The sequence below is a fragment of the Parabacteroides sp. TM07-1AC genome, from assembly GCF_003480915.1.
Classification (GTDB): domain Bacteria; phylum Bacteroidota; class Bacteroidia; order Bacteroidales; family Tannerellaceae; genus Parabacteroides; species Parabacteroides chongii.
In genome coordinates this window covers 282,183-308,523 of record NZ_QUKD01000006.1, presented here as the reverse complement: position 1 = coordinate 308,523, position 26,341 = coordinate 282,183, and the positions used below count along the sequence as shown (strand labels likewise).

11 protein-coding genes are annotated in these 26,341 nt (G+C 48.1%); 1 reads left to right on the top strand and 10 read right to left on the bottom strand.

Annotated elements, in window-relative coordinates:
- Positions 1-80: 80 nt before the first annotated feature.
- On the top strand, positions 81-1,598 hold the full coding sequence (locus DXD68_RS14325; RefSeq protein ID WP_122362239.1) for a potassium/proton antiporter: 1,518 nt from the start codon (positions 81-83) through the stop codon (positions 1,596-1,598).
- Between the two features lie 84 nt (positions 1,599-1,682).
- On the opposite strand, the gene DXD68_RS14320 is transcribed toward DXD68_RS14325, so the two are convergent.
- From DXD68_RS14320 to DXD68_RS14275, 10 genes are all read right to left on the bottom strand, one after another.
- Positions 1,683-3,881, bottom strand: coding sequence for a glycoside hydrolase family 3 C-terminal domain-containing protein (locus tag DXD68_RS14320; protein WP_122362238.1), 2,199 nt, complete (start codon positions 3,879-3,881; stop codon positions 1,683-1,685).
- Positions 3,882-3,891: 10 nt separating this feature from the next.
- Positions 3,892-6,393, bottom strand: a complete 2,502-nt coding sequence (locus tag DXD68_RS14315; RefSeq protein WP_122362237.1) for a sugar-binding domain-containing protein — start codon at positions 6,391-6,393, stop codon at positions 3,892-3,894.
- Positions 6,394-6,406: 13 nt separating this feature from the next.
- Positions 6,407-9,226, bottom strand: coding sequence for a TIM-barrel domain-containing protein (locus DXD68_RS14310; RefSeq protein WP_122362236.1), 2,820 nt, complete (start codon positions 9,224-9,226; stop codon positions 6,407-6,409).
- An 11-nt stretch (positions 9,227-9,237) separates the two neighbouring features.
- Positions 9,238-11,625, bottom strand: a complete 2,388-nt coding sequence (locus DXD68_RS14305) for an alpha-xylosidase (RefSeq protein ID WP_122362235.1) — start codon at positions 11,623-11,625, stop codon at positions 9,238-9,240.
- 12 nt (positions 11,626-11,637) lie between these two features.
- The gene (locus DXD68_RS14300) at positions 11,638-13,476 is read right to left on the bottom strand and encodes a hypothetical protein (protein ID WP_233577158.1); all 1,839 of its coding nucleotides are present in this window, start codon (positions 13,474-13,476) and stop codon (positions 11,638-11,640) included.
- A 29-nt stretch (positions 13,477-13,505) separates the two neighbouring features.
- Positions 13,506-16,028 (bottom strand): glycoside hydrolase family 9 protein, encoded by a 2,523-nt coding sequence (locus DXD68_RS14295; RefSeq protein ID WP_122362234.1) that lies wholly within the window; start codon positions 16,026-16,028, stop codon positions 13,506-13,508.
- A 41-nt stretch (positions 16,029-16,069) separates the two neighbouring features.
- Entirely contained in the window at positions 16,070-18,598 is a 2,529-nt protein-coding gene (locus tag DXD68_RS14290) for a glycoside hydrolase family 9 protein (protein ID WP_122362233.1), read from the bottom strand.
- Between the two features lie 291 nt (positions 18,599-18,889).
- The gene (locus DXD68_RS14285) at positions 18,890-20,590 is read right to left on the bottom strand and encodes a RagB/SusD family nutrient uptake outer membrane protein (protein ID WP_122362232.1); all 1,701 of its coding nucleotides are present in this window, start codon (positions 20,588-20,590) and stop codon (positions 18,890-18,892) included.
- Between the two features lie 26 nt (positions 20,591-20,616).
- The gene (locus tag DXD68_RS14280; protein WP_233577156.1) at positions 20,617-23,841 is read right to left on the bottom strand and encodes a SusC/RagA family TonB-linked outer membrane protein; all 3,225 of its coding nucleotides are present in this window, start codon (positions 23,839-23,841) and stop codon (positions 20,617-20,619) included.
- 213 nt (positions 23,842-24,054) lie between these two features.
- Positions 24,055-26,322, bottom strand: coding sequence for an exo-alpha-sialidase (locus DXD68_RS14275; protein WP_233577155.1), 2,268 nt, complete (start codon positions 26,320-26,322; stop codon positions 24,055-24,057).
- Positions 26,323-26,341 lie beyond the last annotated feature (19 nt).

Here is a 26,341-nt window from a genome sequence, read left to right as displayed (position 1 = left end):
TATATTTCGACATTCATTCCATTGTAGTTTCAGCTTTTTTTTGTTATTTTGAAGGATAATTGAGTAAACCGTTTCCGCTTATGTTCCATAATTTAGAACTCTTACACAATGCGGAGGGAATCTTGTTGATTGCTTCCGTCATTCTTTTTTTCAGTATTTTTGCCGGTAAGGCAGGTTATCGTTTCGGACTCCCCGCGCTGTTGCTTTTCCTGGGAGTCGGTATGTTATTCGGTAGTGACGGACTGGGAATCCAGTTCAGTAATCCGAATATTGCGCAGTTCATCGGTATGCTGGCGTTGAGTATCATCCTGTTCTCAGGCGGTATGGACACGAAGATATCCGAGGTAAAACCCATTGCGTCGCAAGGGGTCATTTTGGCGACAGTCGGTGTACTGGCGACTACGTTCATTACGGGTGGATTCATTTATTATCTGTCCAAGCTCGTGACCGGTTATGAAACACTCACGCTCCCCGAATCCCTGCTGATGGCAGCCGTTATGTCGTCAACCGATTCGGCTTCTGTATTTTCCATCCTTCGAAGTAAAGGCGTGTATCTGAAAGAACGGCTCCGACCGACCCTGGAGCTGGAAAGTGGTAGTAACGACCCGATGGCGTATATGCTTACCTTGCTGCTGATCGCTTATATCCAAACTGCCGGGATGAATCTTGGCGATGCAATCTTGTCGCTGGTGATCCAGTTATCGGTAGGTGCCCTGGCCGGTTACCTGTTCGGGAAACTGGCGGTACTCATTATCAATAAGATCGATATCGATAATGAGTCGCTGTATCCGATCTTGCTACTGGCTACTGCATTCTTTACCTTCGCTGCGACCTCGCTCTGCAAAGGGAACGGCTACCTGGCCGTATATATCGCCGGATTGGTAGTCGGGAATGCCAAGATCGTCCACAAGAAGAGTATCGGTACTTTCTTCGACGGTTTTGCCTGGTTGTGGCAGATCGTGATGTTCCTTACGTTGGGACTACTTGTCAATCCGCACGAACTGTTGCCGGTAGCTCCCATCGGTCTGACGGTCGGTATCTTTATGATCATTTTCGCCCGTCCGATCAGTGTTTTTCTCTGCCTGCTCCCCTATAAGAACTTCTCTTTCAAAGGGAAACTGTATATTTCGTGGGTAGGGCTTCGCGGAGCCGTACCAATTATCTTTGCCACTTATCCGCTGATTGCGGGGGTCGAGCATGCCGGACTGATATTCAATGTGGTATTCTTTATCACAATCCTGTCTCTGCTGATACAGGGTACGACGGTGACGCAGGCTGCCAAATGGCTGGATATGATCGATGAACCGGAACGGAAGGATGTATTCGGTATCGAATTGCCGGAAGGTATTAAGAGCGCGATGAGCGAGATCGATGTTACTCCCGAAGTGCTTACACATGGGAACAAGCTGATGGAGCTTACGCTGCCCGACCATACGCTGGCGGTAATGGTCATGCGTGACGGACGTTATTTCATTCCTAAAGGAAATACGGTCCTGATGGAAAATGATAAGTTACTGATGATTTCCGATAATGACGAGGCACTGCTTCAGGCTTATGAAGCGCTGGGGATTACGGATTATACGCTGAAGAAGAATTAAAAAGGAAAAGAGGTGTGTTAAAGACTGCTGTACGGCGAGACTTTAACACACCCCTGTCCCCTCCTCTCCGGAGAGGGAAAATTACTACTGAATTTCGATAGACATATCAGACTTTATATTTTCTGCGGAAGTAGCCAGATACAAGATAAAAGTACCCGGTTCTACAACGAATTGCTTCTGTGCTTCGCTGTAAAAAGCCAAAGAACTTACTGGGATATCTATTTCTACCTGTTTACTTTCACCTGCTTTCAAAAAAACTTTCCTGAAACCTTTCAGTTCTTTTACCGGACGCATGACTGAACATTCCGGATCGCTTACGTAGAGTTGGGCAACTTCGGCACCATCTCTTTTTCCGGTATTCGTCAATGTGAAAGTGGCTTTGATCGTTTCCCCCTGGCCATACGTTTTCTTGTCGGTAGCCAGATTTCCAAAAGAGAAGTCAGTATAAGACAGACCATAGCCGAACGGATAGACCACCGGTAACCGTTTCGTGTCATACCAGCGATAACCTACCAGGATATCTTCTTCATATTTTACTTTCAGATCTCTTCCGGGGAAATTACCTAAAGCCATATCCGGAGATTGTTCCAGTGTAACAGGGGTGGTAAAAGGCATTTTGCCACTGGGATTCACCTTCCCGGTAATGGCATCCACCAAGGCATTTCCACCTTCCATTCCGTTATACCATCCCCAAAGGATTGCCGGGGCACAGATATCCAAAGCAACCATATTCACCGGCGAACCGGCAACGATCACCACGATCGTTCTGGGATTGGCTTTGATCACTTCCTGGATCAATTGCACCTGACCGTAAGGCAATTCCATATATTGACGATCTGCCGATTCCGTATCATAATCATGATTTAACCCTCCGACAACGATCGCCACATCGCTGTTGCGGGCTGCGTCGACTGCTTCCTTCAATAACTTCTCGTTTACCTGATTTCCATCGGTAAAACTGCCAGCATTCTGCCCGTTATTACTTCCTTCGATAAAAGTGGATAGTTTTTCATATCCCTGTGCAAAATTGACTTTCACACGGTCACCCAGTTTCATACGGATTGCTTCCAGCGGAGTGACTTCATACAAAGACTTGATCTCGGAACTCAGTCCACCATCCGAATGCCGGCGGGTGGCATTGTCGCCGATCACTGCAATGCTTTTCACCGACGAGATATCCAACGGCAACAGGTTTTCCTTATTTTTCAATAACACAATCGCTTCGGCTGCTGCCTGATAAGCTGCCTGCTGATGCTCCGGCGTATTGATAGAACTCTGGTTAAAGCGTTTCTTGGGATCTAGTACTTTCGTTTTGATCATGACGCGGAGTACGTTACCCACTTTTTCGTCTACCAGGCTTTCGGGGATTTCACCCTTTTTTACCGCCTCTATCAGAGGGTTGGCAAAATACCAGTCATCATAATTTTCTATATTGGTCCCCATTTCCAGATCCAGACCGGCAATAGCAGATTTTACCGTACTATGGGCTGCCCCCCAGTCGGTCACATATACGCCTTTAAAACCCCATTCGTCACGAAGGATATCGCGTGCCAGGTATTTGTTTTCTGCACACCAATCGCCTTTGTATTTGTTATAGGCAGCCATCACGGTCAGGGCACCGCCTTCCTGTACAGCGGCTTTGAATGCGGGCAGATAGATTTCGCGGAGGGCACGTTCGCTACATTCCACCTCGACGGTGGTACGGTTCGTTTCCTGGTTGTTCAGAGCAAAATGCTTCACGCTGCATGCGACATCACGGCTTTGCAATCCCTGAATATACCGGACGGCCAATACAGAGTTCAGATAAGGGTCCTCACTCATATATTCGAAGTTACGTCCGCACAACGGGCTACGGATAATATTCACACCGGGGCCCAGCAACACGTCTTTTTTACGCCAGCGGGCTTCTTCACCCAGTACTTCCCCACGGTAATAGGCAAGCTCCGGATTCCAGGCTGCAGCGAAAGCCGTACCTGTCGGAAAATAGGTCGATGAATCGGTAGTCCAGTTGGCATATCCCCAGTCATGCCGGTTGATCTCCGCACGAACCCCGTGAGGACCGTCGCTCAAGCTCCATTCCGGAATACCCAAACGTTTGATTTCCGACACATAAAACTTGGAATTTCCATGCAACAAACTTACTTTTTCTTCCAGTGTCATCCGACAGATCAGTGTCTCAATACGTTTTTCCATTTGCTGATCCTCTTTATTTACGGGCTGTGCTACCGATACCGCAACGGTCATACAAAAGGAAAGCACAATCATAGTTATTAATTTCTTCATATTTACTTCTTTATTGAACTTCTATTTCAGTTACAGCATCCGGCAAACCGTCGGCTGTTGCTCTTACACGGATAATCCCTTTCTTGCCGGTATTTTGAACAACGACAAGGGCTTTCCCGTAAAATGCATTTCGTTCCGGTTTCTTCAGACTGTTGGGATCATTCTGATCGCCATTGTCCGTTCCGGCAATAAAGCCGTCTCCTTCCACCGAGAAACGAATCAAGTTATCGGCACGGGGGACCAGGTTACCGGCTTTGTCTTTTACCTCAACGGTTATAAAAGAGAGATCCGTACCATCTGCCTGAATAACCCGACGGTCAGGGAGTAATGCTAGCTCGGCAGCCTCGCCTGCAGTATGGATTTCCTGCGCCAGCACTTCTTTTCCGGCTTTACGGGATACGGCTTTCAACGTACCCGGTGTAAATGGAACACGCCAGGATACATGGTAGGTACTGTCATTCTTACTTTTCGTGCCGAGACTCTTACCATTCAAGAATAGTTCCACCTCATCCGCCTGGTTGTAATAGGCCCAGACATCTACTTCTTCACCCTCTTTCCAGTTCCAATGCGGGAATAGATGCAGGGTCGGCTGGTCGGTCCATTCACTCAGGTACATATAATACACGTCTTTCGGGAATCCTGCCAGGTCGACGACACCAAAGAAACTGCTGCGACTCGGCCACCAGTAAGGTGTCGGCTCACCCAGATAATCAAAACCGGTCCAGATAAACATTCCGGAAGCATACGGCAAACGTTTTACCTCGTGCCAGGTTACTTCATGGGTCGATCCCCAGGGAACATGGCAGTTGTCGTAAGAAGAACAAAGGTGTTCAGGACGATCGAAAGGCTTGTCCCATGATTCGGGCCAGATATACATTTCGTCGGATGGCATCTGGTAATAACCGCGTGTCATCAAAGCCGATGTAGATTCACTGACGATCAGCTTCTTGCCCGGATAGACCTGTGGGAAAGGGGCATAGTCTTTCTCATGGTAGTTGAAACCATACACATCGAGTGCACCGGAACGGAACAGATGGTTGGCCGGATCTACACCGTTATTTCCGGCAGTTACCGGACGGGTAGTATCCAACTTTCTGACAATATCAGCCAAAGCGATCGTGATCAACGACTGGACACTCATTGTGCTATCCTCCAGCAAAGCCGGATCTATCTTATGACCGGCATTCAGGATCAGGTTCGCTTCCTGCAGGCTCAGTGTATCGGCATCCGCATGCGACCATTGTTCAAGTACCTCATTTCCGATACTCCACATGAAAACGGAGGCATGGTTACGGTCACGCTTGATCTGGTCGGTCAGGTCCCGTTCATGCCATTCGTCAAAGTATTGTGCATAATCGTAAGGCGATTTTCGTTTTCTCCACATATCGAACGATTCATCCTGTACCAGCAGTCCCATCCGGTCGCATAGTTCCAGTAATTCGGGAGCCGGTGGATTATGGCTGGTACGGATCGCATTGACACCCATATCTTTCATTATCTGCAACTGACGCTCGATCGCACGTTTATTAACGGCCGTACCCAGGCATCCCAGGTCATGATGCAGACAAACACCCAACACCTTTGTCGGTTCTCCGTTCAGATAAAAACCGGTTGCCTCATCCCACCGGAAAGTACGGATACCGAAGGTTGTTTCATATCGGTCGGTCAGTTGATTTCCGGATCTTACTTCAGTTACAGCAGTATATAATGCGGGATTTTTTATTCCCCACAATTCAGGGGCTTTTACCTCAAGAGTCTGTTTAATAATATCACTACCGTTCTCCGGTAGTTCGACCGGAAGAGAGGTATGTGCAATAACTTTTCCGGAAGGGGCTTTAATGATTGTCGTCAACTCGGCAGTAACTGCAGCTGCATAAGTATTCTTCAGTGTCGTTTCAATCACTACCATCGCCCTCTCCTGTGCGACATCCGGAGTTGTAATATTCGTTCCGTACTGATCCACATGAACCTGACCGGTTTTAACCAACCAGACATTCCGGTAGATACCTGATCCCGAATACCAGCGTGAGTTAGGTTGCTGCGAGTTGTCAGCCTGTACAACCAGTACATTCTCTTCCTGACCGTATTTCAGATAAGGAGTCATATCATAACGGAACGAGATATATCCGTTCGGACGGAATCCCAGCAGATGACCGTTCAGCCATACCTTACTGCAACGGTAAACACCGTCGAAGTCGATATAGACCAGCTTTCCCCGGTCACTTTCCGGTATCTTGAAATGCTTCCTGTACCAGCCCATACCACCGGGCAAGGCTCCACCCCCGGGTGTCGCCGGATTCTCTTTGGAGAAATCTGCTTCGATGCTCCAGTCATGCGGAAGGTTCAGTTGCCTCCAGCCGGTATCGTCGGCATCCGGAGCGGAAAGATCCGCCTGGTTGTCTGTCAGCGAGAATAGCCAGTCGTTGTTAAAGGAGGTTCTCTCACGTCCCTGCCGGTCGGCCGAACAGGCCGCCAACAAGAGACTAAAGAATACAATTGCTAATTGTTTCATACATGTTAGTTTATCAGGATAACGAAATGGTTAACTGTTCGCCTTTATATACAGCAGAGACTTCCTTTCCCGCCGGATATTCAGGTGTAACAAAGATAACTTTTATATTCCGTTCCATAGCCATTTCAGGGAAAGAACCGGAACGGGTTCCGATAGTCAGTTCCTTTCCTGATTCTTCATAAGAAAACGGAATCGTACTGTACTCACCTTTTTCATAGGCATAAGTCACCCCATTATCCTCATACAAAGAGAAAGAGGCATCGGCACCGGCATACACGTAGACCGTCAGGTCCTTTTGTTCTTCGGCAGTCGACTGGATCAGTTTACCTGCAGGGATAATAGAGCCGCCGCGTACAAATAACGGCATTTGTTCATACGGAGCAGCAACAGTGCGGGAAGTTCCTCCAGTCATACTTTTACCGGTATAGTAATCGTACCAGACTCCGGCAGGGAAATAGACCTCCCGGTCCCGTTTCTTGTACTGATGAACCGGACAAGCCATAAAGGCCGGACCGAACATAAACTGGTCATCAATAGTATAGGTCTTCTTATCTTCCGCATAATCCATCACCAGGGCACGCATGATCGTATAGTCATTGAAATAGGTCATACCTGCCAAGCTATAGATATAAGGCATCAGGCGATATCGCAATTCGGTATAATATTTCATTGACTTGTAGGTAGGCGTTCCTTCCGGTGCGATATTATAGATTTCCCGGCACGGATACTGACCATGGCTACGGAACAACGGACAGAATGCACCGAACTGATACCAACGGGTATTCAATTCGCGCCATTCGTTCAGGTCTTCGCTTCCTTCTTCCGCCTGCTCATAACGTTTCTCCACACAGAATCCGCCGATATCCATCGTCCAGTAAGGGACACCCGACATCGCAAAGTTCAAACCGGCACTTATCTGAGCTTTCATATCTTCCCAACGGGTACCAATATCACCGCTCCAGGTAGCTGTCGAATACCGCTGTTGTCCGGCAAAACCGGAACGGGTTAACAGGAAAACACGGTTATCCGGGTTTACGCCACGCTGTCCGTCATAGATTGCCTCCGCATTCATCAGGGCATAGGCATTGAAATATTTGGTAGAAGGACCCAGATAAGTCGGTCCGCACAACTTCTTCCGGTAATTCATATCCGTATTGTCCTGTACGTTCGGTTCGGAGGCATCCATCCACCAGGCATCGACACCCAGGCTGTAGAGATGTTCATTCATCTGATTCCAGAACAATTTACGTGCTTCCGGATTGTAGGCGTCATAGAATGAGCCGATATATCCCGGATAGATCCAGTCGCGGATGCTGTCTTTAATCGCTTGCTGATACATAGCTCCCAGTTGGTCCAGTTCCTTGTAATGCTCTGTCGTCATATAAAATTTAGGCCATACGGAGATCATGAAACGGGCATCCTTCTCGTGTATCTCCCTGATCATTCCGGCAGGGTCCGGGAAACGTTCCTTGTCGAATTCATGGCTTCCCCAGGCATCTACCGGCCAATAACTCCAGTCCTGAACGATCACATCCAATGGGACCTGGCGTTTCCGGTATTCATTCAATGCTGTCAGCAATTCATCCTGTGTTTTATAACGCTCACGACTTAACCAATACCCCATGGCCCATTTAGGCATCACCTGGCTTTTACCGGTTACGGAACGATATCCACTGATCACCTCATCCATATTTTTGCCGTTGATAAAGTAATAGTCGATCTGATCACCCATCTCGCTCCAGAATGCCAAACGGTTCTGTTCGGCTTCGGGTAACGGACTCAGCACCTTCAATCCCAAATAAGAGACACCACCATCCGGAAGCCATTCGACCCGGATCGGATAACGCTTTCCTTTTTCCAGACGAACTTTGGTTTTATAATCGTTCGGGTTCCAGGCAGTACGCCAGCGTTCGGCGACCACTTCTTTCCCATCGATAAAGACTTTCGTATATCCGGCATAATGTAGTTTGAAATGATGTACACCGCTTTCTGTTGGTTCTATCTCTCCTTCCCAGGTGGCATAAGCCTCATTGGAAGGAAATTTCTCCGGGAAATTCTTGATCGTTACCAGATCTTCATAATTGATTTTGTCCTCTTTTCGGATCAAAGGTTGTACCGAAGAGGTCCGATCCTTATAATAAGTAGCGGTCAATGCACCGGCCTGCCCTTCCTTATCATACAGTTTAAAGACATCGCCCAGTTCAGCATAGGGGCGTTTATCCCCGAAACGGCTCAGGGAATAGTTATGCCAGAGTATTCCATACCCTTTGGTGGAAACGATAAAAGGAACGCTTACTTTCGTATTGTACTGGAACAGTTCTTCGTTTTTTCCTTTATAATTGAACTCGTCGCTCTGATGTTGTCCCAGACCATACAATCCTTCCTCTTCGTCATTTTCAAAAACCTGACGAAACGAATAACCATTGGTTCCTTCCACCCGCACCGGGGTGAATTCTTTCCCACCTCCATTCTGTTCACGGAGGATCAGGTTCCCTACCTTATCCGTGAACCAAACTTCGCCTGTTCTCTGTAATAGACGGGCCTGTAAAGTAGCTGTTCCAAGCGTGATGGTATCCCCGTTCCGGGTGATCTCAAAAGCCGGGACAGGTAATTGGTGCGTGTCTTTGATCAGATTTACACTTTCTTCAAATATGCCTGTTGGCGATGCCATCACCCGGATTACATCATCAGTAATCACTTCCAGTTTAACGGCTTTTGTCTCGTCGGAAGTAATAGGGACGATTATTCCATTCTCTGTCTGCCGGACAGCATCCGAATGGCAGGCAGAGAACAACAGCGTTCCGAAGGTAAGACATACAATCGCTTGTTTCATATTCTATCTTATTAGTCTGTCACTTTAAATTTCACTTTTCCTTCCAGGCCGTCGGCTTTCACCTGATGCCCTTTTACAGAGACTGTCAACGGATGAAGCTGATTGTCTAACGGCAGGCAAACCAGTCCGGTTGCTTCGATTGCATCGGAAGCATAGACTTTCAGTTCGAGCTGGCTCCAATCCATCTCACCTGTATTCTGTGCCAGTTTGATATGTGGCAATACGGAACCGTCACGAACCAGGATTACAGCAGGTATTGTTCCTGTCTGAATAGTATGCCAACCTCCGGCATACGTTTTTCCGGTCTGGTAATCGATCCATTTACCTTCCGGCAGATAGACATCGCGTTCGGAACCGCTTTCCATCATCGGGGCGACCAACATCTGGCTACCGAACAAGTATTCATCTTCAACCAGCCATGCACCGGCATCATGCGGGTATTCCACAAAGAGAGCACGCATCATCGGAAGACCTTTCTCCGTACATTCCTTTGCCTGTGCATAGACATACGGCATCAGTTTATATTTCAATTCCGCATTCTGACGGAAAGCTTTCAGGAATCCTTCATTATACAACCAGGGTTCTGTAGGAGGTGCACCGTGTGCACGGGTGTGAGAGCATAGGAATCCCATCGGCAACCAGCGGCGATAGAGTTCCTCCGGAGTAGATGTTACAAAGCCTCCGATATCATGGCTCCAGAAAGAGAATCCGCTCAAACCGAAGGACAGACCGCCACGCAATGTTCCCAACATACCCATATCTGTATTCTCGGCATCACCACCCCAATGTAACGGGTAACGCTGTGAGCCTGCCCAGGCACTACGCGCCCAGATAATATTTTCGCCATGTACTTCCTTGATAATATCGGCAACAGCCTTATTATATCTCAACGGATAAAGATTATGCTCATAAAACCCGCTTTTACCGGAAGCATAGATGCCATTGAACGGAGCGGCTTCACCGAAATCGACCTTGATAGCGCCTACCCCCATCTTGATCAGGTTGGCCAATTTGTCCTGGTACCACTTAACCGTATTCGGATTGGAGAAATCCAATACAACATCTTCATAAGGAAGTTCTCCTTTACCATTCTTCACATACAGGTCCTTTTCAATCAGCTCGCTAAAGAAACGGTTCTTCGGCGTGAAATAAGGCAACTGCCACAAACAAGTATGGAAGCCTTTCTTTTTCAGATCATCCAACATCAGTTGCGGATCGGAGAAGCGGTTCGGAGCAAACTGGTAATCGCACTGCCAGTCGGTTTCAAACCAGCCGGTATCAAAGTGAATCACATCAGAGGGGATCTTATGTTTACGCAGGTTTTCTGCTACGTCGTATCCGTCTTTTTGTGAGAAATAAGTGATGCGGCTCATCCAGGTTCCGAACGACCACAGAGGCGGCATTCCCGGCTTACCCACAATCTCCGTATATTCATTCAGAATATCTTTCGGTTCTCCGAAGAAAACGAAAAAGTCCATTGTCTCATCACCCATGAATAGCTTATTGACATTGATATTGGTCGCACCAAAGTCGCAAGTCACCGGGGCGGAGGTATGCATGAACATACCATAGCCGCGGTTACTCATAAAGAAGGGAATAGGTTTATATTGCTGGTCGGTTTCAGGTCCTTGGGGGTCGGTTACAAACAGGTGTACTCTCTGTCCCACTTTATTCAGAGGACCGAAAGACTCACCGCAACCGAAAATCTTTTCGTTCGGAGCCAGAGAGAATACCGGATTAATGCTCCGGCTGTTATCCGATCCGCGTTTGATAAAATTGAACGGGACAATCTTAGCCTGGGTCGAGTCGTTATCATGCAATGTACGGGTCTGCGTCATGATCTTGCCATTCGCATCACGCAAAACGATACGCCAGGGGTTCTTTTCAATGGTTATACTGCCGTTGGCATTTGCATATGTCACGGCATTCCCCGTTTCTGTTCCCTTCCAGGAGCTGTCTTTGCCTGGTTCTTTGGCAAGCATCAGGGAGGTTTCATCCTTCGGTTCCACCGGTGTCGTTAACATCCGAACACGGACCGTACGGGGAGAGACAAAGTCGATAGAAAATCTTAATTCGGGATCATTTACATAAGCTGTAAAGGGGAAATCCTGCATTTTCAGGGGTACAGGCAATACTGTATTTGTATTGAACGCCTGGCGGCTTTCCAGCGTGTACCGTTTCCATCGAACGGTACCGCTGGCTTTTGCTACATCAAATGATGACAATTCATCTGCAAAGAAAAAGATGTTGGTGAAATCACCGAAATCGGTGCTCATATCTTTCGCCTGGTTCATCAGATACTGTGAACCCGAATTAATCTGAAGCTGTGCCTGTGACTGCAAAGGTAATCCACCCAAAGCAGCCAAAGTTAATGACAGAAATAATTTCTTATTTTTCATGATCTATCTGTTTTAATATTTGAATACACGGTACGAATGAGGCATAAGTGTCAAGCGGAATCCTTTGAACGAAGTTTCTTCACTCACCGGAACCACAACGGAATCGTCGACAATATCAGTCAGTTGCTTTACTCCCTCATCTGTGATCACCCGGATCGTGACAGGCTCATCATTGAATGATTCCACAATGAATGTCCCGTTATCATAAAGAAACAGGCTCACTTTGGACGGAGCCTCGATACGCACAGGCAGATCCTGGCTCATCACCCGGCGGAATATATTCAGTACGCCTTCGGGAAGATCGTATAGACTTCCCATATCATCCGGAATAGTGATCACGTACAAACTACCTTTCGAATAAAGAGCCCGAAGCAACATCGGATATCCACTGACACCTCCTTTGAGAGGACGCCCGGCACTTGCCAGCTCCCAGGCGTCGTTTGTCTGGTAACGAACCTGAGGAATCAACAGGTCACGACCGGATTTACCCAAAGACCCGAAATCATTCACCAATGCTTTCAGATCTGAACAACGCAATTCAGCAATCTCGGCAATTTGTTCCGGTATAGCTTTCAACAGGTTACTGGTAATCACTATATCTCCGCCTTTCTGTAACTGGGCCTTCATCTTTGGAAGCAGTACCGGATCATATTTAGCCTGTTCAGTCAGCAAAACGACTTGCTGATCTGTCGGAAATTCGGGATACATATCCATCGGCAGACCGATCATTCCCAGATAATTCGGAAGAAAGTCATCCCCCAGCGAATGATAAGGTTTGTAAGACTTAATCCCGACCGGCTTCCCGAGCTTATGGACAAACTTATCTATTTGTTCGAAAGTCACACCGGCTGGACGGGCAATCGTAGTTGGCTGCACCTGTTGTCCGTCGGCTGATCTGACCGGCTTCATCATGTCATCGTAACTGAAACTGGTTCCTTGTCCCTGCCAGGGAGTACGGTGCTCCGGTCTGATCTTTACATCCAACAGTTGGTTATAGGCAAAAAGGATCATTTCAGGGGCTTTGGCGAACATGGTTAGCCAAAGTTGTTCAGCATAACGGTCCATTCCCAGTTCGGAACCACCGGCATCCACCCAACCACCTCCGTTATGACCGGGGCGCAGATTCTCATAATACCGAACCACGTTATAGCTCAGGTAATTTTGCAAATGCTGGGCATTACCCGGATCACGGGTTTCCGTTCCGGTCCATACACCGTCAAACAACCGGGGACCGTTCTTCAGATCGAATCCCAATCCCTGGAAATGATCGTACCAGTTCGGATATTTGATAATCACCTTTACATTCGGATTAACTTTCTTTGCCGGTTGCAGAACCAACGTCTGACCGGCTTCAGTCATCAGTTTAGTGCGGTAATCGCTCCAGCTCTGACTGCCTTTGGCCTTTATTTCTATATCCGATTTACAGCTGGTGAAGAAGAAATCATCCAGGATAAAGTCATCGAAATGTCTGGCTGTATGTTCAGCTATCTCCTGTACCATCTTCCGATGTTCGGGATCGGAATAACAGAAGGTTTCAAAGTTATTCGCTTCATTGATCGTATAGGTGATGCCGCCACCCACTTCGATTCCTCGGTCGAGGAAGTACTTCTTTGCCTGTTCCAGGGTTTCATCGGGAACGATCAACAGGTCACGGTGCGTCTCCAAATAGATTTTATCGACCTTTACCTGTTGAGAGATTATATTCCAGGTGGAATCCAGCCACGCAAGATCTTTCATCTTCTCTACCTCATATGCGCGGGTATAAACCGAGACTTTGAAGCTCCGGTAATTACCGGCAAAAATGGAAGAGGAGATCAGCAATGCTGACAGAAGATAATATATTCGTTTCATATTCATTGAAATAAATGCGTTTTACAATCCTATTTTTCATTTAGTATCTTCCGGGCAGCCAACACCATATACATAAAGTAAGAAGCCTCGCCCCCCATACAATACTCACCTTCCTGCCAGATGAACGGATACGGCACCAGTTCCGGCAAGTCGGGACGAATCAGGACTGTTCCCGGAGTAACTCCACCCGGTATATAAGAACCATCGGCGCGATTCACTCCATAAGCCACTGTTGCCGAATTCGCTCCGATACCGGAAGCAAAAGAGACCGTGTTACTTCCCGGATGGCAGCCCAGGATAAAGTTAATTGCATTGAAAATATAGTCTGGTGTGAACAGATCAGGATAAGCATCCTGCAGGAAGCAGTAATAATAGCCTAACGTCTGCACATCCCAGGAACCAGAACTCAGGTTTCCACGATCTTCGGGTACGCCGTATGGAGTTTGCAACTTCATTTTCTCATACTGATCACGAACGGTAACCAATGCTTTACGGATAGACTGCGAGAATTTCTTATCATTCACCGCTTTATCGAAACGACCGATAAACCAGCCGAGACGATCGATGTGCTGAACGATATAATCCTGTTCGGCCAGCACATATTCCTTATAGGAATTATCGCCGGTTGTCAGATACAGTTCGACTGCCGCATGTATTTTAGCTCCTTTAGTCCGCTCATCAGTCCGGGTGATCCGGTACAGTTCTTTCGCTGCATCCAATGCCTGTGTACTCAATGTATCGTTAAAGTTTTTCAAAACCCGGGAGATTGCTGACAACTGGGCAGCAGTCGTCAGTTCTCGATACGGGTTATCCTCTGTGAATACCCAACGATCGTCTTCATTTCCAGTCACATTGTCGGTGTGGGCACTGGCATCTCCCAGATGGACATACTGGCGGACACTGTTACAGATAATCCCGCGGTAAAGACGTCCGAGAGCACGATAACCTGCCACAACGGTCAATGCACCGTTCTCCACCTGCTGCAACAAGTCCGGTTTGCCGTCCGGCTGATGAATCTCGGTAACCCTTTTATGATGGTCGATCGTTGTCGCGTCGTAATCGATACCGAAATGTTCATACGCCAATGCCAGGATATAAGCCTCTCCTGCCTGCGATTCCACGCGGAGGTCATAGTCACCGGCATCATGCCAGCCGCCGATGGTCAGACCGGGTACAATATCACCCGGCTGGTATTGTGTCAGTGTAGACGGCCCTGAAGAATATCCGTCGATATGGCTCAGATTCACAGGAGCCATACGGGCATCATCCATATGACAAAGGTCATGCCAGACACGGTATTTTTCGTTTACCCGCATATGACACATCTGGATCGGCAGGAAGTACTCCAGTTCCGGCTGCCAGACGCCGCGTTCATAAATGTCTTCGGCAATACGGAATACAGGAGAAACGGATTCACCGTAACGAACCTGATACAAGCCTTCTTCCCGGATAGACGAAAAGTCGAAACGGAGATAGTTGTACCGCAAGAATTTACCCCATTCCTGTACCGGTCCGTCCAGGATAAGCTCTTCACCTGCATCCGTAATTTTATAAAGAGCCGGTTCACCGATCTGCTTATCACGGCTATCCAGTTCGATCACAGCCATCTTCGGCTGATCCGGATGGTAACCGACCTGCGAGGTCTGTACTACCGGCGTATACATCCAGTCTTTTACTACATTCGGAGTGATCACCCACTTGATCGCATTCTTGGAAACGCCCGCCGGTATCTCTGTCCGCAGAACGAACCAGCCGTTGTTATGATTCATACGTCCGTCATAGAGGATCAGGTCTCCGATTTCTGAACGGACCGTCACTTTGTTGTAAGGATCAGCCGGATTCATGGTGAATTTCTTACCGCGGGCATAAGGGGCGGCTATGATATCGTCGGCAATCATCGGGTTGTAGGTGCCGTCACCCAAAAGATGTTTCAGGTCGACCTTTCCTTCCGGATTAAAGTTACCGAGCCATTGGGTATTCGATTCGCAGGAGATTGTCGGACCATTCGCCTGTGCAGGAAAAATACCGGCCTTATGATCCATGATCCAGGGTTTTCCCAGAAGGGAACCCGGGTAAAGCTCGAGGTTAAAACCTATTTTTCCTTCATATTTCTGAGGGACGGGGGTATCCAGATCGACTGTTACGATGACATCGTCACCCTCTCCTGCTACACGGATCGTGTACCGGAATACAAAATCCGGATAAAGGGTCGGGTTAAAACCTGTCATGTGCCTGGACGAATCGGGATAACTTAACGTAACAGTTATACTGTTATCCGCCTCATTCACCTGGCGGCTCCGCAGAACGGGAAGCGGTTGCCATTGCCCCTGAGAGGTCTCCAGACGGATATCGCCACTGGCAGCCACACGATTGTTGTTCATAATAATAGTTACGCCGGTTTGTTTGCCCTCCGGATAGACATCGCTGAAAGCCATTATATCTACACCTTCATTACGAAGATAACCGGCAGGATCGAGTTTGAATTCCTGCGCCTGAAGAGGCTGGAATTGTATCAAAGCCAATAAGCCGATGCTTGTCAATATGTTCTTCATGATATGTATTCTTTTATATGTTGGTATCTGTTTGTAAGCCTTTATTTGCTTTCCAATAATTGACGGACGGCGAGTACCAGGAACATATAGTGCGAGGAACCTCCTCCCATCACATATTCTGTCTGTTGCCAGAGGAATGGGAAAGTCAGCAGTTCGGGGAAATCCGGACGGATCATGGCAGTCCCGGAGATCACACCACCGGGGATATAAGACCAATCTGCACGGTTCAAGCCATAGGCTACCGTTGCCGAATTGGCTCCCACCCCCGAAGCGAAGGAGGCGGTATTGCTACCCGGATGACAGCCCAGCACGAAGTTGAGCGCGCTGTAAAGCAACTCCGGCCCGAACAGGTCAGGGTAAGCCTGCACGAGAAAATACTGTTGATAGCCGAACGACTGGATATCCCAGCCTGCTCCCCAAATGCTCGGCTTATAAGGGACGCCATACGGGGTTTCCTTTTTCTGTTCTTCCAGTTCGCGGCGGAAAGCGGCGAGTGCCTTGCGTATGTTCTCTGTAAATTTTTTATCCTTGATGGCCTGATCGGCGCGTCCGATAAACCAGCCTGTACGGGCGATGTTATCAACGATCAGTTTCTGTTGGCCGAGGATATATTTTTTGTATCCATCCTCGTGAGTTGCCAGATAAAGTTCTACGGCAGCCTGTAACTTATTTATTTCCGAACGATCGGTCACACGAGTCCGATCAAACAATTCGCGGGCGGCCTGCAAAGATTGTACGCTCAGGGTATCGTTGAAGCCTTTCAACACACGGGAGACGGTAGCCAGGGCGGCGGCAGTGCTTAATTCGCGGGAAGGGTTATCTTCGGTGAATACCCAGCGGTCGTCGGCATTACCGATCACATTGTCGGTCATGGCACCGGCATCGCCCAGCATGACATACTGGCGCAGGTCGTTGCAAATAATTCCACGATACAGGCGGCCCAGAGCACGATAGCCTCCCACTACGGTTAAGGCACCATTCTCGACCTGTTGTAACAGGTCCGGTTTACCATCCGGCTGATGGATCTCGGTGATCCGGTTATGATGATCGATGGAGGTGACATCATAATCCTCGCAAAAAGCCTCATAAGCCAATGCCAGGATATAAGATTCACCGGCTTGCGATTCTACGCGCAGGTCGAAATCACCCGCGTCATGCCATCCGCCGATATTTAATCCCGGAACGATATCCCCCGGGGCATACTTTGTCAAAGTAGAAGCATTCTGCGTATATCCGTCGATATGATTCAGGGCGGGAGCCATACGGGCATCGTCCAAATGACAATAGTCGTGCCATACCCGATATTTTTCGTTCACCCGCATGTGGCACATTTGTACCGGAAGAAAATATTCCAGGACCGGCTGCCATACGCCCCGTTCATAGATATTCCGGGCGATGCGAAAAACAGAAGAGACCGAGTTTCCGTAACGAATCCGGTAAAGTCCTTCCTCCTTCACGTCCGTGAAATCAAATTTAAGATAGTTGTAACGCAGGAAGTTTCCCCACGGCTGTGGGGCTACGGCATGGATTTTCTCCTCTCCTTTTGCCGTAAGACGGTATAATATAGCTTCAGGACGTGCGCTATCGCGGCTATCCAACTCGATTATCGCTTCTTTCGGCTGCGCCGGGTGATAACCGACCTGTGAAGTCTGGATAACAGGCGTATACAGCCAATCTTTTACTACATTCGGAGTGATAGTCCAGCAGACAGCGCCTTTCGTCACTCCGGCGGGGATTTCGCTGCGGACGACAAACCAACCGTTATTATGGTTCATACGTCCGTCGTATAATTTTAATTCTGTGTTTTCCGATAAGATGGTAAATTTGTTGTAAGCGTCGTCAGGGCGAACGGTGTAACAATGTCCAACCGCATAAGGTTCGGCTATCAGATCGTCGGCGACGATGGGATTATAAGATGAACCGTCTCCCGCCAGCTGTTTCCGGTCAGCCAAGAGGCCGCTTTCTTTCGTAAAAGAACAGTAATTACCTGTATGCTGATGATTGGAACGTACATTTAAAGTAGGTCCGTTAGGCTGTTGTGGAAAAATACCGTCCTGTTCATCCATGATCCAAGGTTTGCCGAAAAGATCGCCCGGAAAAAGTTCGAGATTAAAACCGACCTTACCTGCGAAGTCTGCCGGGATAGGTCGGTCGAGGTCGACTGTCACTACGATATTCCCGCCTTTCCCTTCTACACGGACCGTATAATTGAATTGGAGGTCAGGGTAGATCATCGGATTAAAACCTGTCATATGACGGGAAGAATCGGGATAGGAAAGTCGCGTGATGATCGTGTTGGAAGTATTATCTACAATGCGATCCAGTTGTTTTGGCACCGGCTGCCATTGTCCCGGTGTTGCTTCGAGACGGATATCACCGTTGGTAGCGATCCGGTTACCATGCATGATAAGGCTGACGCCCCCCTGATGGCCTTCGGGATAGAAATCGTTGAACGACATTACATCTACTCCCCCGTTGTTGAAGTATCCGGATGAATTGAGCTTGAACTCCTGAGCCGTCAAGGAGAAGACAGAAGCCAGTAAATATATGCCGATAAGTGTTCGTTTCATGTGAATAAGATTTAATAAAGACCTATCAATCCCAAATAGCATAATGAAATGCAACAAGTTATTTTACCGTCTTTTTGATACGTTAAAAAATATTACCCGGTGAGGTAATCTGAAATACATGGTATAGTAATCTGATTTACCCGATAGGGCAATGTCATTTTGATAGTAACGTTTTTCCTCCGCAAAAGGAAATAGAGGGGGTGTTATAGGTCTTTCCTACAACAGACTTTAACACCCCTGCCTCCTCTCCAAAGGGAAGAGTTACTACCAAACTACAATAAACACTTACAATCAATAACCTGGATTCTGATCTTCCGGTCCGATCTCCGCATTCGTTAAGATTTCCTGATAAGGAATCGGATAAAGCATCTTATCCTTGTTATAATCGAATGTACGATAAGTACGCCAGTCCTGATAAGCAGCATCCGATCCCGGAGCAGTACCTACTCCCTTCGGATATTCCAGGTTGATAAACTCCTCGATCATTCCGGTACGCTTCAAATCATAAAACAGGCTAAATTCCGCATTGAACTCATGGCGACGTTCCATATTGACGGCAACCATCCAGGTTTCGGAAGAGTAACCTTTTTCCGCTTTGTATTTCGTGTAATAGGTTTTAGCGTCAGGCACTGCCACTGTTTCAGTCTGCATCGGAATCGGATATTCGGCATCGCTCAGACTGACCTCATGGTTGCCCCAGGCACGTTCGCGTATCTGGCGGATCGCATCCCAGCCACTTGTTTCATCGCCGGTCTGGAAGCTACATTCTGCATAATTCAGCAAGATGGCGGCATAACGCAGCAGGTGCATGGTAAACGGCTGGTTGATCGTCGTCCAATAGTCGCAGTTGGCGCGCCAGTATTTCAAACTGGAGATATTCGGCATATATTCGGAACCAGTCTTCACATTCGGGGCACCGTTTGCACCGATCGTTTGCCCTGTCCAGGGGTTTGTTTCTCCCAAAGCCACCATAGAGGCAGCACGGCGGCGGTCGCCATCCTCAAACGAGTTGTAACATTCCCAGGAAACAAATAAGGAACCCCAACCGTTATACTCCATCGAAGCGGCACAATAGCATGCTGTCATATAATGATCTTCCGTTGGCGACCACCCTTGCACACCCGACATGTTATTACCATTGTCTGTCCACATCACTGTGGCAAAGACGTCTTCTGTTTGCCATGCTTTTTCAGGATCATACAAATAACTGAAGCATGGAACCAGTGAATAGGTGTTGCTGTCGATTATTTCTTTCAGCAAAGTCTTAGCTTCGGCATATTTTTCCTGATACATCAGGGCCTCGGCCTGATAACCTAAACAGAAACCTTTTGTTATACGTCCGTATTCGCCATTGATCGGTGTCCAGTCGAGAACGGAAGCACCAAATGCGAGGTCGTCGATAATCACCTGCCATGTTTCATCTTCCGTATCCGGGCGCGGCTTGGAAGGTGTATTTACATACGTCTCGCCAGCCATCAGCATGGGCACACGTCCGAAGTTTTTCGCCAGAGCCAGGTAGTTGTAAGCACGGATAGCACGTGCCTGCGCTTCGATCTTCTTCTTGCCGGCTTCGCCTTCGCTGAAAAGATCGTTGTCCATACTTTCCAGGCCGTCGAGCAAGGTGTTACAACGGGAAATCGCCTTATAACAGCCTACCCATAAAGAGAGGAACTCGGAACTGGAAGAGGTCCAGTCTTCCGTACAATAGGCTTTATCCCAACCGCTTGCCTGTGTGTCGAGGGTCGGATGGTTCGACAGCATATATTGTGGCTTAAAGCCCCACATGGAACCGTCGGCACCGGCCTCGTTGTCTTCTTTGGAGGGATAGAAGGTATCGTAACAACCGATCAGGCCACCTTCCACATTGTCTTCACTTTGAAACATGAAGTCGCCCGGCAAAATATCGTAATGGTCTACTTCCAGATAATCCTTACAGCTGTTTGTCGTAAGCAAAAGGAGTAACGATAAGGCAGATATAACTATTTTTTTCATAAGACTCGAATTATAAGATTAAACAATTAGAATTGTACGCTCAAACCAAATGTGAATGTACGCGGATAGGGGTAACGGCCACCGTCGAAACCGGTTTGCAGGACTGCTGCATTGCCGACTTCCGGATCGCCGAATTTATTATAGCCGGAGAAGCATGCGAGGTTCTCTACAGAGGCGAAGATGCGTGCATTGTCCATGCGAAGCGGCTGCAACCAACGTTTCGGGAAGGTATAACCGATCTGGATGTTCGCTATTTTCAGGAAATCACCTTTCTTCACGTAGGCATCGGAAGCTTTCATGTTTGTGTTGTTATCGTTGATCGTCATACGCGGATACATCGTATTCGTGTTCGTTTCGCTCCAGGCATTGTTGATATATTCCTTCAACGTATTTTGGATACCGCCACCGGTCTTATACAACTGCGTCATTTTCATAGCTGCATATGAATTGATTTTCATACCGGCAACACCGTACATGTAGATCATGGCGTCCCAGTTCTTCCAACTGGCATTCAGGGTGAGGCCATAGTTCAGCTTCGGGAAACCGTTCCCCAATACTTTCTGGTCGTCACCATCGATATGGCCATCGCCGTTCAGGTCTTTGTATTTAAAATCGCCCACAGTGGTAGCATTTACCTGGTAAGCGTCGTATCCGTTCTCCTTTGCCAGGGCATTCGCAGCATCTACTTCGGCCTGGTTCTGGAAGATACCTTCCACTACATAACCGTAATAGGAACCTACTGCGTGACCTTCCATCGTTACGGAGTGGTTGGTCCAGTTATCGCCGTCGTCGGTGATCAAATCGCCGTTCGCATCGAGGTTGTTGTAGATAGGGTCGCCCACTTCGATTACTTTGTTCTTCAACGTAGAGCCGGTCAGTGTAGCACCGAGGTTCCAGTCGCCGAAACGTTTGTTATAGGACACACTGAACTCGAATCCTTTGTTCTGGATATGTCCGGCGTTGGTATAAACCTGTCCGTGTCCGGTAGACGGGCGCATGTTGCGGTAAAGCAGAAGGTCTTTGGAGTCACGGATGAAATAATCCATCGTAATGTTCAGGTCGTTGTTAAGCAGACCCAGGTCGAGACCGATATTTGTCTGTGTATTCGTTTCCCATTTCAGGTTAGTGTCGATTTCTTTCAGTTGAGCGAAGCCGACTACCTTGTTATAGTTGGAAGATGAACCGCCTAACTGTCCCCAGTCGTAAGCAATGCGGTTGGAAGAGAGTTGGGCAACGGAAAGGCTGGTCGCACTGCCTGCATTACCGGTTTGTCCCCAACCGAAACGTAGCTTCATGTTGCTGAACAGATCCAGGTTCTTAATAAAATCTTCTTCCGACAAACGCCATGCAAAAGCAGCTGAGGGGAAAGTCCCCCAACGGTTGCCCGAACCGAAGTTGGAAGAGCCGTCACGACGTACGGTAGCAGTAACGATATAACGGTCCATCAAAGTGTACATGGCACGGCCGTACCAGGAGATGTAACGCGTCTTCAGATTATAACCGCCGTCGCCGATGCGTGAAGTCTGGTCACTGGTCAACGACATCTGGCGATAAGTGTCTGCCAGGAAATTGCTTGCATTGGAAGAGACCCAATGGCCCCAGTAATTGGTGACCGAATTCCCCGCCATGACCGTCAGGTTATGGATATCGTTCTTCCAGTTATAGGTGAAATAGCTTTCGATCTCGATATTATTATCCTGCGACTGGTTCATCCAGAAGGAGTTGGTCTGTGCTGCGGTGATGCTTCGCGGATTGACGACATTGAAACCGCTTCCGTCTACTGTCGAAAGCGTATAGGAGCCGATCGTACGGAATTGTAATCCCTTGAACAGATTCAGGTTCAGATAGGCACTGCCGACAAATTTGTTTTCATAGGTAGGGGTCTTATCTTCTTCCATCTTGGCGGCATAGGGGTTATCCTGACCTTTCTGGATATCGCCTTCACCGCTGATCTGCATGAAAGCGTTGTAAGTTCCGTCTGCATTGGCGCACCAGTCGTTGCTGATGAACTGGCCGGTGGTTTCATCCACATAATCCATAGTCGGAGTCAATGTCGCATAGCTGCGGAGGTTTCCGCCTCCCACCTTTTCAGAATGAACGAAAGCGACGTTACCGCCTACTTCGATAAAGTCTTTTACCTTGTGAGTTACATTGGCACGGGCCGTCAGACGGGAGAAGTTGGAATCCAGTATCACGCCGTCGTTATTCAGGTAACCGACCGAGAAAGTCGATTGTGTCTTATCGTTGCCACCGGAAACGGATAGCATGTAATTCTGCTGCAAAGCGGTACGGGTCATAACGTCTTGCCAGTCGATGGTGCGCAGGCGGCCTGCATAGTCTGCACCAAAGGCTTTGTTCTGGATAGAGGCGGCATCGTTGGCACGTCCCTGGCGAACAGAGTAGGCAAAAAGGTCGGCATCGGCTACGTCCAGCTTACCGGTCATGTTCTGGATACCGAAGTTTGCAGAGAAGTTGAGCTGGGTTGCCCCTTTCACCCCTTTCTTCGTCGTGATCATAACGACACCGTTCGCACCACGGGCACCGTAGATAGCGGTGGCGGAAGCGTCTTTCAGAACTTCGATACTTTCCACATCGGCAGGGTTTACAAAATTGGCATTACTGCCGACCTGTACTCCGTCGACTACATACAACGGATCGGCCGAGCCGTTCACCGTCGCGACACCACGGATACGGATTGTCGCCGTCCCTTCCGGGTCACCCGAGTTCTTGGAAACCATCACACCGGCGGCAGAGCCCTGCAACCCTTGCGCGAGGTTCAGCGGATTACGTTTCATCATCTGTTCCTTGTCGACCGAAACAACGGAACCGGAAATGTCGCTTTTCTTGATCGTACCGTAACCGACAACGACTACTTCGTCGATCATCTCGGAGTCTTCTTTTAATACTATATTATAAGAAGTCTTCTGGGTTACTTTAAAACTTTGAGGATTATAACCGATATAGGAGACTTTCACCTCAGCGCCTTCCGGAACTTCCAGTTCATACTTGCCATCCATATCACTGATTATACCGATCGTTGTACCGACTACAGCAATGTTCGCCCCGATAATTGGTTCGCCCTTCTCATCTGTAATGATACCAGAGATTTTTTTCGACTGCTGCATAGCAGTTGTGCTTGCCGGATTCACATCACCGTTATCTACTGCCGCATGGGCAACAAGACCGGTACTAAATAAGAATGCAAATCCCAAAGACTTCAGCGTCAACAAAATTTTAACGTGTTTATTCATACTGAATTGATTTAAAGTAAAAAATAAATTTTTAACTGAAACAAAATTAGTTCATGTACCTCTAACACGAAGGAAATAATGTTTCACGATGCGGGTAAAACGGTAAATGAAGAGGGATAAATTGTGTTTTTTATGGGGGAATTTTGTTCATTCCCCTGTTTTTACCTCCATCATTAGTGGAAAAACACATAGATTTATCGATCTGATATATAGCTAATAAGGGTCGGCATAAACAATTCCGCGCCCATGCGAACCGACGTATACTCTCCCATATCTTTTCGGATCTCCGGAGATGTGCAGCACCAATCCGTATTGGTGGTCATCATCATTGATACGTACCCAGCTGTGGGCCGCATCATCGGAACGGAAAAAGCCGGATACCCCGTTCACGATCCCTGCCAGATATAACGACGGATAATCCGAACCGGGCGCGGCTTTTCCAAAACCGAAAGCGTAGATGCGACGCACCTTATCCAGGGGTACGAATGCTTCTCCGGAAAGACCATGATATAGGCCGTCAAAAGCGGCAATCCATAAGTCGCCTTCCTTTCCCGGCGTAGCATACACACGGTCCTGTCCTCCCCGGCGATCACCACGGGCATTGCGTGCCTTACTGTCGAATGGGGCAAAAGGCAATGGGTGGGACCGGAAACTGACACCGCCATCCATACTTTCATATAAAACAGCAGCAGAAAGATCGAGAGCGTAAAAATGTTTCGGATTGACACGGTCGGCAATCACACGGAGATTCTCAAGGATTCCCTCTGCAGTCGACCAGGTTACCCCCCGGTCATTCGTATAATAGACAGGCATGCGGTCGGGTGTCCATATCCAGGTTCGTCCGTCAGAAGAAACAGCGACATGTCCATTTTGAGCTTTTTCCTGAGGCAGGGAAACCGGCTCCAGCCAACTCTTTCCCCCATCCATCGAATAGGCTAACGGCTTGCCTTCAGGGTGATGATGCGAAACAGTCCCCACACGGACAACCAGATCCGGTTGATCTTCTGCCCCAGTAATATCGGTCGTATTGGAATAATAGGGATCGGCATGGCTACCAGACGGAACGGGACGATCCAAATCCAAATGGGTAAAGCCGCCATAGTCACCTATCGCACTGATCAGTTGCGCACCCTGTTTCGGGCTGTATAATTCCAAAGGAACAGTTTCCTCTATCCCCGTACTCATCACTTGCCACTGTGTTGGTTCTTTTTTATCCATATTGCCGAGATTGAATGTCTCCCAACCGCCATATCCGGTTGTAAACAGGGCATGATCGGGATCAAACGGGTCTATTTCAATATCGAACATCCAATGTAATGGGGTAAACTCCACATAAGGAGCTTTGCTATAATCGAAGCGGGCACCTCCTGCAAAAACTGGTTTCCAGGTTTTACCGCCATCGGTAGTCCGGTAAATATCATCTTCCGCATACGAGCCGGCGACCGGACGGTTGAAGGTACTGACAATAAGATGCTTCGGATTCTGCCGGTCGACAGACACTGCGGCATATCCAAAAGCAGCCCCTTTATCCGGATCAGCCTTTACCGGAGAAATATCCTGCCATTTTTCAGTGCGAGGATCATATTTCCAGACCGCCCCGTCATTCATCCGCATCGGACCGGGGTTACTGCCATACGTAATATACAGATAGCCGTCTTCTGAAAGGGCTGCCTGAGTGGGACGGTATTGTACCGGCTGTCCCGCAAGCGGTTGCCAGCTTTCCCCATAATCATGGCTGACAAAGAAATTATCACGATCTTTCAGTGAAACACCGATATACAAAGTCGAACAACCTTTACCGGCTGTGCCGCCCGATGGATCAAACAAAACTAAATTAATACCGCAACCACGATCCTGCATCCACGGATTACCTCCCTCAGGAATAACTTCCGCCACATCCGGGAACGAACGGACCTGTTGCCAGCTTCTTCCCCGGTCTGCTGAACGCCAAAGACCATCCAGACGGGTACCCAGATAGATTATATCGCTATTCAAAGGGTCTACCATCATGCGTTCGCCATTACCACGGCCATTTTCATTTCCTCCCATAGTAAAAGGCATGTCGGTGCGGATAAAAGTACGTCCTCCGTCATTTGAACAAAGGACAGCACCATTCGTACTACGGGTATAGGTTCCGCATGAAAGATAAACGGTTTGAGGATCATTGGGATCGACCGCAATACTCTCCACACCGACCAGATTGTTATCGTCATAAGTGATCCAGTCGAGCATAGAAACCCACTGTTGCGTTTCCTTATCCCAACGATAGGCGCCACCCATATCGGTACGGCAATAGCGTACATCTTTTTCCTTCGGATGAAAAACAATCCCGTCTACAAATCCTCCGCCTACGATCTGAACACTTTTCCAGCGATAGTGTTCCACAGGAACGGAAGGGTGAAGCGATTGGGCAATAATTCCCTGGCTGCCCATTGACAAAAGAATCAGAAATCCTGTAATGGTCATTGAAATGGCTTTCATGGTAATTGTATATTAATGG